The 16,639-nt window shown below is 42.0% G+C and carries 11 protein-coding genes; 10 read left to right on the top strand and 1 reads right to left on the bottom strand.

What is annotated here, in order from left to right; genetic code table 11:
* Positions 1-47 precede the first annotated feature (47 nt).
* A complete protein-coding gene (locus tag PDL71_RS03290) occupies positions 48-890 on the bottom strand; it encodes an AraC family transcriptional regulator (RefSeq protein WP_407525286.1) in 843 nt (280 codons plus the stop codon).
* Between the two features lie 230 nt (positions 891-1,120).
* On the opposite strand from PDL71_RS03290, the gene PDL71_RS03295 reads away from it, so the two are divergent.
* The 10 genes from PDL71_RS03295 (at position 1,121) to murI (ending at position 16,595) form a co-directional block, all read left to right on the top strand.
* Positions 1,121-3,994: an alpha-amylase family glycosyl hydrolase gene (locus tag PDL71_RS03295; protein ID WP_407525289.1), complete on the top strand. Its 2,874-nt coding sequence runs from the start codon at positions 1,121-1,123 to the stop codon at positions 3,992-3,994.
* Between the two features lie 145 nt (positions 3,995-4,139).
* Complete coding sequence (locus tag PDL71_RS03300; RefSeq protein WP_407525292.1) at positions 4,140-7,109, top strand: SusC/RagA family TonB-linked outer membrane protein; 2,970 nt, start codon at positions 4,140-4,142, stop codon at positions 7,107-7,109.
* A gap of 18 nt (positions 7,110-7,127) precedes the next feature.
* On the top strand, positions 7,128-8,702 hold the full coding sequence (locus tag PDL71_RS03305; RefSeq protein WP_407525295.1) for a RagB/SusD family nutrient uptake outer membrane protein: 1,575 nt from the start codon (positions 7,128-7,130) through the stop codon (positions 8,700-8,702).
* A 19-nt stretch (positions 8,703-8,721) separates the two neighbouring features.
* Positions 8,722-9,588 carry a SusE domain-containing protein gene (locus tag PDL71_RS03310; protein WP_407525298.1) on the top strand — a complete coding sequence of 289 codons (867 nt, stop codon included), beginning with the start codon at positions 8,722-8,724 and terminating at the stop codon, positions 9,586-9,588.
* A 20-nt stretch (positions 9,589-9,608) separates the two neighbouring features.
* The gene (locus tag PDL71_RS03315) at positions 9,609-10,757 is read left to right on the top strand and encodes a SusE domain-containing protein (RefSeq protein WP_407525301.1); all 1,149 of its coding nucleotides are present in this window, start codon (positions 9,609-9,611) and stop codon (positions 10,755-10,757) included.
* 156 nt (positions 10,758-10,913) lie between these two features.
* Positions 10,914-11,681 (top strand): isoprenyl transferase, encoded by a 768-nt coding sequence (locus tag PDL71_RS03320; protein WP_407525304.1) that lies wholly within the window; start codon positions 10,914-10,916, stop codon positions 11,679-11,681.
* Between the two features lie 108 nt (positions 11,682-11,789).
* The gene (locus PDL71_RS03325; protein WP_407525306.1) at positions 11,790-14,528 is read left to right on the top strand and encodes an outer membrane protein assembly factor; all 2,739 of its coding nucleotides are present in this window, start codon (positions 11,790-11,792) and stop codon (positions 14,526-14,528) included.
* A gap of 92 nt (positions 14,529-14,620) precedes the next feature.
* Positions 14,621-15,136: an OmpH family outer membrane protein gene (locus PDL71_RS03330; protein ID WP_407525309.1), complete on the top strand. Its 516-nt coding sequence runs from the start codon at positions 14,621-14,623 to the stop codon at positions 15,134-15,136.
* A 66-nt stretch (positions 15,137-15,202) separates the two neighbouring features.
* Complete coding sequence (locus PDL71_RS03335; protein WP_407525311.1) at positions 15,203-15,712, top strand: OmpH family outer membrane protein; 510 nt, start codon at positions 15,203-15,205, stop codon at positions 15,710-15,712.
* A 58-nt stretch (positions 15,713-15,770) separates the two neighbouring features.
* A complete protein-coding gene (gene murI, locus PDL71_RS03340) occupies positions 15,771-16,595 on the top strand; it encodes a glutamate racemase (RefSeq protein WP_407525314.1) in 825 nt (274 codons plus the stop codon).
* Positions 16,596-16,639: the final 44 nt, after the last annotated feature.

Genomic DNA, 16,639 nt, shown 5'->3' on the forward strand with positions numbered 1-16,639 from the left:
ACTATGAGTCCTTAACTATAAACTTCAAACCAGAAACCAGAAACTTCTTATGCAGCTTCACTCCTGAACTCCCTTGGGGTACTGTTTTTCTTTTTATAAAAAACCCTGTTGAAATAAGATACCGAATCAAAACCGGCACTGCGTGCAATACCGGCAATAGGTTTATCTGTTTCCAGCAGTTGATAACAGGCATAACCAATTCTTATTTCATTGAGATAATCAGAAAAGGTTTTACCGGTGGTGCGTTTAAAGAATTTACAAAAAGCGCTCTTGGAAATATTAATGATTTTGGCTGCATCTTCTATGCTGATAGGTTTTGAAAAATGCTGTTCCAGGTAATTGCACACTTTGTTGATGCGTTGCTCTCTGCCAATGGCTTGTGTGATTTCATAATCAGCCGATGCCAGCTTTCTTCCTTTTTGCCGGGAGAGTTGTTCCAGTATCCAGATGAGATCCGTTATTTTTTCAATCCCCATTTTTTCAGGAAGACCAAGGATCTTTTCCTTTAATGCTTTGCTGTTTTTAAAATGCAATCCATGTTTGCTGTTTTGGAGCAGCCGTTTGATACGGTCAAATTCTCCAAGATGTGTAAAGCTGTTGAAAAGGTTATTGGAAAACTGGATCACCACAAAATCACAGTTTTTATGTTTCTCCTTCCGGTTGGTTACCCAGGTGTGCGGTAGATCCGGGCCTATTAAAACAAGATCGCCGGGGTGAAAATCTTCGTAACTATCGCCTACAATGCGTTTCCCTTTTATATTGATCTTAAAAGTGAGTTCATACTCCGGGTGGTGATGCCAATAATATTCCAGATAAGGCAGGTTCATACGGTACGCCACCAAAATGGTTTTGCCTTCGCCCGGTACAATTTTCTCCAGTTCTGCTTTCATAAAACCACAGGTTTTAAATAGTGCTAATTTAGGCAATCTTGGAAATATAGTGCAAGAAATTGGAATTATAGTTCAACTTGAGGCAGGGGCTCTTTATTAGTTTTGTTGGCCCAACTGTTCAGAGCTTAAGTAATTATCAGTCAGAATCTTAAACAAGTGCAAACGTTATAGCTTTTGAGGCTGATATTTACAGGCGGCAAACAAAATTGATTATGATAAAGCTTCGCTGTATGAAGAAAATTCTACTTACTGTTTTTTCTGTTCTTGTCTATGCTGTTTCTTACGCCCAGCTTTTAACATGGACTCCCAACTTCCCAACTGATAACAGCAGCATTACTATTACTGTAGATGCTACCAAAGGAAACAAAGGATTACAGGGTTTTGCCGGTCCGGTATATCTTCATACAGGTGTTATTACATCTGCAAGCACTTCTCCATCTGACTGGAAATATGTGCAGGGTCAATGGGGTACTACTAATGCACCACAGGCAACAGGTTCTACTAACACCTGGAGTTTTACGATTCCTAACATCCGTGCTTTTTATAATGTTCCTGCGGGTGAGCAGATTCTCCGCATCAGCATCCTATTCCGTAACCAGGCAGGTACATTGGTTCAACGCAATATTGATGGCAGTGATATGTATATCCCTGTTTATTCAGCCGGACAGTTTGCTGTACGCTTTACCTCACCTGCCATGCAGCCGATGTACAATATGATTCCGGAGCCCATTGGCACCGGTGTAACATCCTTGCCGGTAACAGCCGTTACATCTCAGAATGCGGCCATCACACTCCGCTTTAATAATAACCAGATCGGTTCAGCCACTAATGCAACAACGGCCAGTGGTACTGCTAATGTTACCACTAACTGTGAGCAGGCCATTACGGTGGAAGCAAACAATGGTGCAACCACGCTTCGTGATACGATTAACTTTTTTATTCCTCCTGCTGTTTACCCAACAGGAGCACGGCCTGCAGGAAGAAAGGATGGTATTACGTTTGAAAATAATAATACAGAAGCTGTTTTCATTCTCTATGCGCCCGGCAAGCAACGTGTATCTGTTATCGGCGATTTCAATAACTGGACACAAACCTGTTCCGGTTTAATGAGCCGTGATGTAGATGGCAACGGAAACTTTTACTACTGGGCCAGAATCACCGGTTTAACACCCGGGCAGCAATACCGTTTTCAATACCTGGTGGATGACAGCATTCGTGTAGCAGATCCATACAGCGAGTTGGTGCTTGATCCAAATAACGATCGGTTTATAGCATCTGCTACTTTTCCCAATATGCCTGCTTATCCTACCGGAAAAACCTCGGGTATTGTTGGTGTGATTACACCCGGCGAAGCTCCATTTGGCTGGACGGACGGAGCGTATCAGCGTCCAAACAAATACAACCTTGTTATTTATCAATTGCTGGTTCGTGATTTTGTATTCAACCAAAACTGGCAATCTTTAAAAGATACACTTCCTTACCTGGCGGCTCTTGGTTTCAATGCCATTAAAGTACTGCCGTTTAACGAGTTTGATGGTAATAACAGTTGGGGCTATAATCCCATGTATTATTTTGCTCCGGATAAAGCGTATGGTACCAAGAATGCATTGAAAGAATTCATCAATGCGGCGCATAATAATGGCATGGCGGTGATTATGGATATTGCATTTAATCATGCTACGGGTCAGTCTCCTTTAGCAGCCTTGTGGTGGAACAGTTCATTAAGCAGGCCGGCTGCCAACAGTCCTTATTTTTATGAAACAGCGCAACACGACTTTAACGTGTTTAACGATTTTAATCATAATGTAGCGCCCACAAGATATCACACGGAACGCTTTATTGAACACTGGCTCACAGAGTATAAACTGGATGGGTTCCGATGGGATTTAAGTAAAGGATTTACTACGAACAATACAATCGGCAACATCGGCGCCTGGAACTCCTATAACCAGGGACGTGTTGATATCTGGCAGAACTATTATAACAAAATGCAATCTGTATCCAATAGCTCTTATTGCATACTGGAGCACTTGGGTAATCCTGATGAAGAAGCAGAATTAGCAAAACGTGGCATGTTGCTCTGGGGTAAAATGACCGATCAGTTTACTGCAAATGTTACAGGTAATGCCGGCGGTTCAGACGTGAATACAGCTTACTGGAAAAACAGAAGTTTCTGGAACGATGCCTTCTTAGATGATAAACCCGGTTTAATTGCTTATGCTGAAAGTCATGATGAAGAGCGTGTAATGTTTAATGCACTCAATGCAGGTGGTTCTGTTGTAGCCGGCAACCTGAATGGTGCACTGGCACGTACAGAAGCAATGGCGGCTGTACTAATGGCTATTCCGGGTCCTAAAATGATCTGGCAGTTTGGAGAGTTAGGTTATGATTTCTCCATTAACTCCAATGGTGGCAGAACAAATCCTAAACCTATCCGCTGGGATTATTTCCAGAATACGAACCGTCGCCGTTTGTATGAAGTATTTGCAGCGATGGCCAAACTGCGTAAGCAAAAGCCTGATGCGTTTAACCGTACTACCATTTCAACCGGTACCAGCTTAGGAAGCAATCTCTGGAAAACGGTGGTGATTAACCATGCCTCCTTAAAGATGGTGGTAGTAGCAAACTTTAATAATAGCACACAGATACAGTCAGTAACATTTCCTGCAACAGGAACCTGGTACGATTACACTAATGGAGGAACCTATGTTGTATCAAATACTACGCAGAGTGTAACACTTCCGGCAGGAGGATACAGAGTTTATATTGATCAGAACATTCCCGGTGGTCTTGTTACAAACGTTCGGGATATTATTGCCAATAGCAATGAGTTTAAACTGAAAGTATCGCCTAATCCCGTGCAGCAGCAGGCAACCATTACCTATGAATTGCCTAAGAGCGGACAGGTGAGCATTCAATTGATTAATATGCAGGGGCAGGTAATGGCAACCAAGAATATGGGATTCCAGTTAAAAGGATACCAGGTGCAGCAGTTGAACAGAGATTTGTTTGGCGGTATATCAGTAACACCGGGTCAATACCTGCTGCAGGTGAGAGTAGATAATGTGGTGCGTTATGAAAAAATCGTGATGCAGCAATTCTAAGAGGCTACTTGTTTATATAAAAGGTGCCTGCTGATAACCATTTGTTCAATACCTGCTTTCAATCATATCCTTTGAAGACCGCATAAGTGTTGTAAATTTTTTGTTCATTATAAATTGCAGTCTCTTAAAACCTAAACTATTGATTATGGATCTAAAACGTCTGCTTATCAGAGTGGGGATGTTGATTCCGATGCTCCTGATTTTAGCGCAAGTTGGTTTTGCACAAGGTAAAACCGTTTCAGGCAAGGTGACTGACAGTAAAGATGGAAGCCCTGTTGCAGGAGCATCTGTTACTGTTAAAGGAACCAACCGTGGTACTACTACAGATGCCACCGGTGCTTTTCGTATTACTGTAGATAATAATAATGCTGTCCTTGTTATTACTTCGGTAGGCTTTACCCGCCAGGAAGTAGCAGTAGGTGCTCAAACGGATCTCAGCATCAATCTGGTAGCCTCTCAATCCAACCTTAACGAGGTAGTGGTGGTAGGTTATGGTACCCAGCGTAAGAGAGATCTTACCGGTGCTGTTGCAACAGTTACCTCCAAAGATTTTGTAAAAGGTGCTATTCAAACACCGGAGCAATTAATTGCAGGTAAAGTAGCCGGTGTGCAGATTACTCCTAATAGTGGTGCTCCCGGTAGCGGAAGTACCATTCGCATCAGGGGTGGCGCTTCATTAAATGCAAGTAACAGTCCGCTCATCATCATTGATGGAGTACCTGTTGATGGAGGTGTTGCCGGTTCTTCCAATCCTTTAAACCTGGTAAACCCTAATGACATTGAAAACTTTTCAATTTTAAAAGATCCCTCGGCAGCAGCTATCTATGGTTCAAGAGCTTCTAATGGCGTTATCATAATTACAACCAAAAAAGGACGCAAAGGAAAGATGACTTTCAATTTCGGTGCTCAAACATTTGTTTCGCAGGCCGCCAAACAAATTGATGTGTTATCCGCTCAGGAGGTTTCAGAAATTGTAAGAGCAGAAGGATCTCTCACAAGTAAATTAACCAATGCAAATACAGACTGGCAGGACCAGGTTTTCCGCACATCATGGTCTCAGGATATTAACTTCAGTGCAACGGGTGCAATTGCAAAAGGCAAATTGCCTTTACGTTTATCTGCCGGTTATCTGAACCAGGATGGTATTTTGCTCAGAAGTAATTTCCAGCGTTTAAGCGGTGCCATCAACTTAAGTCCCCGTTTTTTGAAAGATAAACTCAAAGTAGACCTCAACCTGAAAGGTGTACGTACAACCAATAATTTTTCAGATGAAGGTGCTGTAGGAAATGCAGTAACATTTGATCCTACCAAGCCTGTTCGTTCCGGCACTAATCAATGGGGCGGATATTGGGAGTGGCCTGATCCAAGTCAGCCCAACCTTCCTTTACAGCTTTCTAACCGTAATCCTTTAGGACTCATTAACCTCAGAGATAATACAAGCGAAGTGTTCAGAAGCATTGGTAATCTTCAATTGGATTACCAGGTTCCTTTCTTAAAGGGATTGAGAGCTAATCTGAACCTGGGTTATGATTTTCAGCAAGGCCAGGGCCTCAATAAAAATTCTGACAGTGCTGCTTCTGAATACAGACGTAAAGGATCATACAGACCTTATTTCAGTCAAACCAAAAACAATCTGTATGAGTTTTACCTCAATTATGTAAAAGATGTAAAATCCATCAACAGCAGGTTTGATGTAATGGCCGGTCATGCATTCCAGGAGTTTAAATTTTATTCTTTCAACAATCCTGACCGTCAGTTTAATGGAACAGTTATAGCGGGTTCTCAACCTAATTTTATTTCTCAGGAAGATAAATATGCCATGATCTCTTATTATGGTCGTTTGGTATATACTCTTGCCGGTAAATATATTGTTACTGTGAATGCCCGTACGGATGGTACTTCAAGATTCAGTCCTGATACACGTTGGGGTTTCTTTCCTTCGGTTGCAGGTGCTTGGAGAATCAGTGAAGAAGCTTTCTTAAAGAATTCAAAAGTAATATCTGAATTAAAGCTCAGAGCCGGTTGGGGTGTTACGGGACAACAGGATGGTATTGATTTGTATGGATATATTCCCCGTTACTCAATTGGTGGTAATCAATCCACTTACCAGTTTGGTAATAATTTCAGCCCCATCAATACTGTAACTCCTGCAGCTTACGACCCGGATCTGAAATGGGAAACAACAGAAAATATAAATGTTGCTTTGGATTTCGGCTTGTTTGATAACCGTATCAACGGAACTTTTGAAGTGTTTCAGCGTAAAACAAAAGATCTGCTTTCAAGAATTCCGATTGCATCGTTCACTAACTTCAGCAACTTCCTGCTTACAAACGTAGCCAATATTGAAAATAAGGGCTTTGAAGTTACCATTAACACAGTGCCTGTTAGAAATCAGAACCTCCAGTGGGAGCTTGGTTTCAACGTAACTTATACCGACCCGATTGTAACCAATCTTACACTCAATCCTGATCCTAAGTTTTTCATTGAGGCAGGAGGTATCCAGGGTGGTACCGGTAATATCATCCAGGTACACCAGTCAGGTTATGCACCGTTTACATATCGTGTTTTGAAGCAGGTATATGATAAAAATGACAAGCCTATTGAGGGTTTGTATGAAGATCTGAACAGAGATGGTATTATCAATGATGATGACAATTATCTCTATCAATCCAGAAATGCAAAAGTGTTCCTTGGCGCAAGTTCATCCATCAGCTATAAGCGGTTAACAGCAGGTTTTGTATTGAGAGGCAGCTTTGGAAACTATAACTATAACAACATTGCTTCTAATCTTGGTGTTCGTCGCCAGATCATTAATCCTTTAGGCTTTATTCAGAATGCATCACGTGATTACCTGGAAACAGGGTTTGTAAACAATCAGTACTCTTCTGATTATTACATCCAGAACGCTTCCTTCATCCGCATGGATAATATCAACTTCGGTTATGATTTGGGAGAAGTAATTAAGAAGACAAGGTTAAGGCTTTCAGCAAACATTCAAAATGCGTTCCTGATTACAAAGTATAAAGGAATTGACCCTGAAGTATTCTCAGGTATTGATAACGTGATTTATCCCAGACCCAGAGTATTTGTGTTTGGCGTAAATATGGATTTCTAAAAAAATAAAATCTTAGATATGATACATCAATCATTAAAACTGTTTTCGATTTTATGTTTAGGTGTTTTATTAAACGCCTGTCATAAAAGGCTGGATGTATTGCCTCCAAACACACTCACCTCTGAAGATGTGTTTAAAACAGAAGCAGGCTACACTCAGTTTCTTGCCAAGGCTTACAGCAGTATGGCCTTAACCGGCAGCAATGGACCCGGCAGCAGCGATATTGCAGGTATTGACGCCGGTACCGCCGACTTTCTTCGTCTTTACTGGAAAGCACAGGAGTTATCTACTGATGAAGCAGTAGTAGCCTGGAACGATCCCGGTATCCAGGATTTTCATAACATGAACTGGGGCGCACAAAACCCCATGCTTACCGGTTTGTTTGCAAGATGCGTGTATGTAATTTCTATCTGTAATGAATTTTTAAGAGAAAGCACTCCTGAAAAATTAAGCAGCAGAGGCCTCTCATCCATTCAGGGAAAAATTACTCAAATGCGTGCAGAAACCCGCTTTCTCCGTGCTTATCAATACTGGGTGTTAATGGATTTGTGGGGTAATCCTCCATTTGCAACAGATGCTGATGGTATTGGAAAAATCAATCCTCCCCAAACTAACAGGACCCAACTGTTTACGTACATTGAAAATGAGTTGAAAGCCATTGATGGCGACCTGGCAGCACCACGTACTAATGAATATGGCCGTGCTGATAAAGCGGCTGCATGGGCATTGCTGGCACGTCTTTATCTGAATGCAGGTGTTTACATAGGAACTCCTAAGTTCACTGAAGCGATCACTTATTCCAAGCGTGTAATTGATGCAGGATACACTTTGCTTTCCAACTACCGCTGGTTAATGCTGGCCGATAACAATCTGAATAATCCTGAGTTTATCTGGACGCTGAACTATGATGGTATTAACACCCGCAACTTCGGTGCTACTACATTCCTGGTAAACGGATCAGTAGGTGGTGATATGGATCAAACAGTTTCAGGTTTAGGTGGATGGGGTGGTATCCGCACTACTAAGAACCTTCCCTTGCTGTTTCCTGATATCAATGGAAATGGTGATACAAGAGCACAATTTGTACAAGGCTCTCAAAATCTGGAGATCAATAACATCTCTGATTTTAAAGACGGGTTAGCGGTTATCAAATACCGCAACAGAACCAGAACGGGTGGCTTTGGTAAAGACCCAGAGCGTACTTTCTCTGATGTAGATTTCCCGGTATTCCGCCTGGCAGAAATGTACCTGATTTATGCAGAAGCAGTAAAACGTGGCGGCAGCGGTGGCACTGATGCACTGGCTGTATCTTATCTGAATGCCTTGCGTACACGTGCACAGGTAACAGCCGGAAGCATTGGTACCTATGATTTGAATTATATCCTGGACGAACGTGCCCGTGAATTGTATTGGGAAGGATTCCGTCGTACAGATTTAATTCGTTTCGCACGCTTTACAGAAGCAAGTTATTTATGGCCCTGGAAAGGCGGAGTTAAAGATGGAACAGGTGTTGATCCTAACCGTAAACTCTTCCCCATTCCATCAAGAGAACTTGCTACCAATCCTAATTTGAAGCAAAACCCCGGTTATTAAACTAATTAATTCATATAGTATGAAAAAAATAATCAATCTCTCCTTCGTTCTTGCCGGCGTGTTTCTGGCATCCTGCGAAAAAACAGAGAACAAAGTATATTTTGAGGGCGGTACTCCTCCCAATTTAACCGCTTCTACTACAACAGTTCGGCTGGAGGCAGGCCAGGAAAATAACCAGGCCATCCGCTTTAACTGGACCAACCCTGAATATCGTTTCAATACAGGTATTAATTCGCAAAATGTAAGTTATACTTTGGAAATGGATACAGTTGGCGGCAACTTTAACAGCGGTGCAAAAGTATCACTGGTAATTGCCAACGAATTATCTGTGGCTTATAGTGTAGGTGATTTTAATAAAATCCTTACAACGGGCTTAAACGGTGGAAAGGGTATGAACCTTGTAAATGATCCCCGTCGTGTATACACAATTGAAGCAAGGGTTTCTTCAAGCATTGGCAATGCTGTAAAGTTGTTATCGCCCAATAAAGTAACATTTACAGCAAGCCCGTTCCCTCCTCCTCCCAAAACAGCAACACCTGTTAACGATGAAATATGGCTGGTAGGCGGTGCAAGTCCCGGCGGATGGAATAATCCTTTAAACGCTCCTTTTATCAACAACCAGAAATTCACACGCCGTTCAAGAACACAGTATGACCTGGTGGTTAACCTCAATGCCAACGATGGTTATCTCATTCTTCCTGTTATGGGTAGCTGGAGTGCTAAATATTGTATTGAAGATGGTGTGGACCGTGCTTCTACAACAGGTGGCGGCGACTTTGTATATAAAGGTGGTGGCGGGCAGGATTTCTTATCGCCCACACCCGGTGGTACCTTTAAAATTTCACTGGATTTCCAATTGGGTAAATTCCAGGTGGTGAGACAATAACATTCTAAATCATTTTTGATATGAAACTATTTAATAAAATTTCATCTTTTGCACTGGCTGCCATGCTTGCATTTGCATCCTGCGAAAAAGCAGAAGACTTAAAAACTTTTGCTGATGGTTCAGCTCCTGTACTTTCAACACCCACAGCTACAGTGGCGCCTAACGCTTCAGACTCTAATAAGGTTTCCCTTATTTTAAACTGGACGGATCCAAAGTATGCATCGGCTACTACCACTAAGTATATCCTGGAGATTGATTCAACCAATCGTAATTTTTCAAGAGCTTATTCAAAAACTTTTTCCGGTAAGCTCACTGACTCTATTATTGCGAAGGACTTGAACGCCGTAATGCTGGCCTGGGGATTTGAATTTAATAAAGCATATGATTTAGATGTGCGTGTTATTTCATCTCATGCCAATAACAATGAGCGTAAAATCTCTAACATTTTAAAAATCAGGGCTACTCCTTATAAAATTCCTCCCAAAGTTGCTTTGCCTGTAACACAGCGCTTGTTCATTATCGGTGGTGCAACTGTTGGTGGCTGGAACAATCCGGTGCCGGTTCCATCCCAGGAATTTGCAAGAATTGACGAAACAACATGGGGTGGTGTATTCCAGTTGAGCAGCAGCCAGGGTTATTTGCTTTTACCTGAAAACGGAAGCTGGGGAACTAAGTATGTAACTACAACGCCTACTAATCAGGGTGGCGATCTGCAAGGTTCTTTCCAGTTCAGTACGGGTCCGGGTTCTGATTTTACTTCGCCTGCTACAACCGGCTTGTATAAGTTTACTGTTGACTTCCAGCAAGGACGTTATAAACTCGAGCCAATCAGTATTGTAAATGGTCTGCCAAATGATTTATTCATGGTGGGCGGTGCAACTCCCGGTGGCTGGAACAATCCTGTTCCTGTACCGCAGCAGCAGTTAACAAGACGTAACTCAGCACAGTGGGATATTACACTCAACTTTACTTCAGGCCAGGCCTACCTGCTCTTACCTGTAAACGGAAGCTGGGGTCAAAAATACGGTGCTGAAAATGCAGGAGCTCCCAATGCCGGTTTAGGTGGCAAGATTAAAGGAGAAGGCGCTGATATTCCTGCTCCACCCACCAATGGCAGTTATAAGTTTACTGTTGACTTTTACAAAGGCGAGTATAAATTAACGCAATAAGCTATTTGTATTCTTTTAAAAAGACCCCGAAATCCCGGGGTCTTTTTGTTTTTGCAGGCTTTGTTTTCAGTAAAAACAGCTCTAAAACTATGCCTCATCAAACTGACTCAAACCCATGGGGATTCCTTACCTTCGTGCCCTTAAATTTTCAGGGTTATGACCTCCCTTAAAGAACAATTGGACATGAGCCGCCTGCCGCAGCATATTGCCATCATCATGGATGGTAACGGGCGTTGGGCAAAGGAGCAGGGTCAGGATCGTTTGTATGGTCATTTTCATGGGGTGGAAAGCGTTCGCAATATTGTAGAGGGATGTGCAGAGCTGGGTGTAAAGTTTTTAACCCTTTATGCTTTCAGTACTGAAAACTGGGACCGCCCGGTAGAAGAAGTAACCGGCCTTATGGAGCTGCTGGTAGATTCCATCCGCAAGGAAACAGGAACCCTCAAAAAAAACAATATCCGCTTGCATGTGATTGGTGATATTAATATGCTCCCTGATTATGCAAGAAAAGAACTGCAGGAAAGTTTAAGGGAGTTAAAAGACAACACCGGGCTGAATGTAATTATGGCCCTCAGTTACAGCAGCCGCTGGGAAATTGTAAATGCTATTAAAAGCATTGCAGCCGATGTAAAAAGCGGTAAGCTGCAGCCTTTTGAAATAGACCAGGACACTATCAAGGATTATTTAACCACCCGTGAGTTTCCTGATCCGGAGCTGATGATACGCACCAGCGGTGAGTACCGCATCAGCAACTTTCTTTTATACCAGTTAGCGTATGCAGAACTCTATTTCACCAATGTTCGCTGGCCCGACTTCAGAAAAGAAAATCTGTACGAAGCCATCCTGGACTACCAGAAAAGAGAACGCCGCTTTGGAAAAACAGGGGAGCAGTTAAAAACACCGGCTCCTGTAACATCTTCTTAATTCTCAAAGAACATGGTTGTTTTAACAAAGAGTTTCAGCAAAACCAATTATTTTGCCGCCCGGCCAAAGGCAGAATAAGCAAACCCATAAACAGGCCACTTGAATTGAATGTATTTAAAGCGCATTATACCTCTACTCAGCATCTGCTTATTGTTCTTTGTATCCCTGTCAACCGCACAGGTGCGTGACACAACGCCGGGTGTATCAGTTGATCCTGAACTGGAAGCTATTTTTAATTCCAAAACACCAAAAGAATACATCATTGCAGGTATTGAAATCACCGGCTCACAAACATTTGACTCTTCGTTGCTGGTTTCCATTTCCGGGCTGGCAGTTGGCGATCGTGTTTTTCTGCCCGGTGGTGATTTGTTCAGCAAGGCCATCATCAATATCTGGCGCCAGCAGTATTTTGAAGATGTGGCTATTTACATAACAAGAGTAGATGGAAGAGATATTTACATTGAGATTAATGTAAAAGAACGTGCCCGTCTCGGTTCTTACTTTATAAAAGGCATCCGTAAAGGCGAAGAAGATGAATTGAAAGAAAAAATCAATCTCACTCCTAATAAAGTTATTACAGAAAACCTGAGACGCACTGCTGTAGAACGTATTGAAAAGTTTTACGTTGAGAAGGGGTATCGTACAGTATCAGTAAAAATTGATGAGTCCAAAAACTCCATCAACCCAAACTTTATTGATCTTACGTTTAATGTTACCAAGGGCAGCAAAGTAAAGATTGAAGATATCTATATCGCCGGCAATGAAACGGTAAGTGATCTTAAACTCAAGAAGCAGTTAAAAGGCACTAAAGAAAAAGCCCGCATTACATTAAAACCAGATGAGGAACAACCCGTTTTCGGCAGAAAAGACAGTACTACTTTCAAACAGTTTCTTTCCAGGAAAGACTTTTTGCATGTAAGCCGTATCAAAGATTTTATTGATCCCTGGTTCCGTTTCAAATTATCATCTGCCAAGTTCAATCAAAAGAAATACGAAGAGGACAAAGAAAAACTGCTGGAGTATTTCAATTCACTGGGCTACCGTGATGCTGTGATTGAAAAAGATACCAGCTATTACAACAAGAAAGGAAACCTGGTAGTAGAACTGAAAGTAAACGAAGGAAGAAGATATTATTTTGGTGATATAGCCTGGAGGGGTAACACTAAGTACAGTGATTCTATTTTAACCAGTTTGCTCGGCATCCGTAAAGGAGATATTTATAACCTGGAAACACTCAACAAAAGATTGGGTAAACAACTTTCACAGGAAGGTGGCGACATCAGCGGATTGTATATGGATGATGGTTATTTGTTTTTCCGTATTGAACCGATTGAAACAAGAGTGTATAGTGATACTATTGATTACGAAGTGCGAATTTCAGAAGGTCCGCAAGCAACCATCCGTGCTGTAAATATTGCAGGAAACGATAAAACAAAGGAGCATGTAATCCGTCGTGAAATACGTACGATCCCCGGCGAAAAATTCAGCCGTAGTGATCTTATCCGCTCCCAGCGTGAACTTTCTGCATTAAACTATTTTAACCAGGAGAAAATAGGCATCAACCCGGTTCCTAATCCTGATGATGGTACAGTGGATATCAATTATTCATTAGAAGAAAAATCCAGTGACCAATTGGAGTTGAGCGCCGGCTGGGGTGGTATTATTGGTTTAACAGGTACACTGGGTATAACCTTTAATAACTTCTCAACTAAAAAACTGTTCAAGCCTAAACAGTGGGATGGTATTCCAAGTGGTGATGGTCAACGTTTATCATTGCGTGTACAATCAAACGGTCCGTCCTTCAGTACACAAAACTTTTCGTTTACAGAGCCTTGGTTAGGCGGTAAAAAAAGAAATAATCTTACCGTTAGTTTATTCCGCACCCGTTTAAGTAATGCGTTTGATCCTGTTACAGGCTTACCGTTGCGCTCCCGTTCTAATGACAATAGTTATTTGCGTACTATGGGAGCTACTTTGTCATTCGGTAAGCAATTAAAATGGCCTGATGATTATTTTACACTCATCACCTCTTTAAGTTATACCCAATACAAATTAAAGAAGTATGCACTGTTCCCGGAATTGGATAGCGGTTTGAGCAATAACCTGAATATCCGTTTCCAGTTGCTTCGCTCCAGTGTGGATCAGCCAACATTCCCACGCAGCGGTTCTAATTTTTCATTAACGGCAACTTTTACACCGCCATGGAGTTTGTTCAGGGATGTAAACAAGTATTCTGATCCTGCCGAAAAATTCCGTTTGGTGGAGTATCATAAATGGCGTTTGAATTATGAGTGGTTTATTCCTATCGGTAAACCGATGGGTGCTGAAAAGAACCGCCAGTTCGTACTGCGTGCAGCAGCTAAATTTGGTTTCTTAGGTCGTTACAATACCAATCTTCCGCTTTCACCATTTGAACGTTTCCAGGTGGGTGATGCAGGTTTGCAGAACAACTTTGGTATTATCGGTTTTGATATCATTGCCCATCGTGGTTACCCGGTATATGATAACAGCAACCCACGTATTAATAACACGGGTCAAACTTCAGCCAACCAGTTCTTTACCATCTTTAATAAGTACAGTCTTGAAATGCGTTATCCGCTCAGCACCAACCCCAGCTCTACCATTTTTGCACTTGGGTTTTTTGAAGCAGCGAACGGATGGTATGAGTTTAAAGACTACAACCCCTTCAAACTGCGCCGCAGTACCGGTTTAGGTATGCGTTTCTTTCTGCCGATGTTTGGATTGCTGGGCTTTGACTATGGTATAGGATTGGATCGTTATTTCCCCAATGCCAAGTTGAGGGATGTAACCCGCTTCACCTTTATGCTTGGCTTTGAACCGGAATAAAGCATAAGGTAAAAGTTAAAAAGGTGAATGGTGTAAGGCGAAAGAAGCAACTAAAAAATAAGTTCAACTCATCTCACTTAAAAAATAAAACTATGAAGAAGTATTTATTGCTGCCGCTGTTTTTGCTGATGGCAGGTGTTGCTGCTAACGCTCAGCGGTATGCTATTATTGATACCAAGTATATACTGGGAAAAATTCCGGAATATAAAGAAGCCAATACCAAACTGGAAGAAATGGCAGATGCCTGGCAAAAAGAAATTGACCTGATGCAGAGTGAACTGGATAAAATGTACCGCCAGTTAGACGGAGAGCGGGCCATGCTTACACCGGAGTTGCTCAAGAAAAGAGAAGATGAAATTTTTAATAAAGAAAAAGCTGTGCGTGATTTACAACGCCGCCGCTTTGGTTTTGAAGGAGACTACTTCCGTAAAAAGCAGGAACTGGTGAAACCTATACAGGATAAGGTTTACAACGCTGTACAAAAGCTGGCCACCGAGCGTATGTACGACTTTATTTTGGATAAAAGTGAAGGAATTACCGTTATATTTGCCGACCCCAAACTGGACAAAAGCGACGATGTACTTAAAATATTGGGTGTTAAACTTTAATTAACGTACGCTGGGGCTGCAACCAAAACAAGGGGTTAGTACACTTAAATAAAAAACAACTACGAAATGAAAAAAGTTATTCTGTTTGCAGTAATTGCATTGATGGGAACAACTGTAAACGCTCAAAAATTCGGGCATATTAACACAGGTGAACTCTTATCCGTAATGCCTGAAACCAAAAAAGCACAGGACAAATTGCAGAAAATGCAGGACTCTCTCAACACTTCTTATGCAGAGTTGATTAAAGAGTACCGTGAAAAAGACAGCATCATCCGTGCTGATTCATCTAAATGGACTCCTGCCAAAAAAGACATTAAGTTTAAAGAGTGGTCTGATCTGGGCGAAACACTTCAGAACTATGCCAATGGTGCACAGCAGTACCTGCAGCAAAAAGAACAGGAAATGTTTGCTCCTATTCAAAAATCAGCAAGAGATGCTATAACCGCCGTTGCAAAAGCAAACGGGTATGCGTATGTATTTACAGCAGAAGCTTTACTGGTAGCTCCTCCTACTGATGATTTGCTGCCGCTGGTGAAGAAGTATTTGAAAATACCTGATGCGCCCGCAGGTAAGTAATAAAGATTTTGAATCCCGCCCCACCGGCGGGATTCTTTTTTAAACGTATTTTGTACTCATGCAGGGTTCTATCGGCATCTTTGATTCTGGTTATGGTGGTTTAACGGTATTGAAAGAAATTACGGCGTTATTACCGCAATACAATTATTTGTACTTGGGAGATAACGCAAGAGCTCCTTATGGTAACAGGAGTTTTGAAACGGTCTATCATTATACGTTGCAATGCGTAGAATGGTTTTTTGCGCAGGGTTGTCCTCTGGTGATTCTTGCCTGTAATACAGCATCGGCCAAGGCTTTGCGTACCATTCAGCAAAATGATTTGCAAAGGCTGAATCCTCATAACAGAGTGCTGGGTGTTATAAGGCCAACAACAGAAGTAGTTGGTCGCTATACCAAAACCAATAAAGTAGGGGTACTGGCTACCAATGGCACGGTACAATCTCAATCCTATATCATCGAGATTGAAAAATTTTTCCCGGAGGTAAAAGTATATCAGCAGGCTTGCCCCATGTGGGTACCGTTAATTGAGAACAACGAACATAACACACCGGGTGCTGATTATTTTGTAAAAGAATATACCAATGCATTGCTGCAGCAATCTGCTGATATTGATGTGGTGCTGCTGGGATGCACGCATTATCCTTTGCTGCAGGAAAAGATCAAACAGGCATTGCCGCCACAGGTGCAGGTGTTGAGCCAGGGCGCTATTGTAGCTGCCGGTTTAAAGGATTATTTACACCGCCATCCTCAAATGGAGCAGCGGTTGAGCCGGGGCGGGGAGCGGTTGTTTTATACCACTGATTCAACAGAGGATTTTAATACACATGCCCGTCTTTTTTATGGTGCCGATGTGCAATCAGCCCATGTGGAGCTGAAAAGCTGAAGTGCTATTTATGCAGCCACCCTGCATTTTGCAAATGAATAGAA

The organism is Lacibacter sp. MH-610 (assembly GCF_045780045.1).
In the GTDB taxonomy this organism is placed as follows: Bacteria; Bacteroidota; Bacteroidia; order Chitinophagales; family Chitinophagaceae; genus Lacibacter.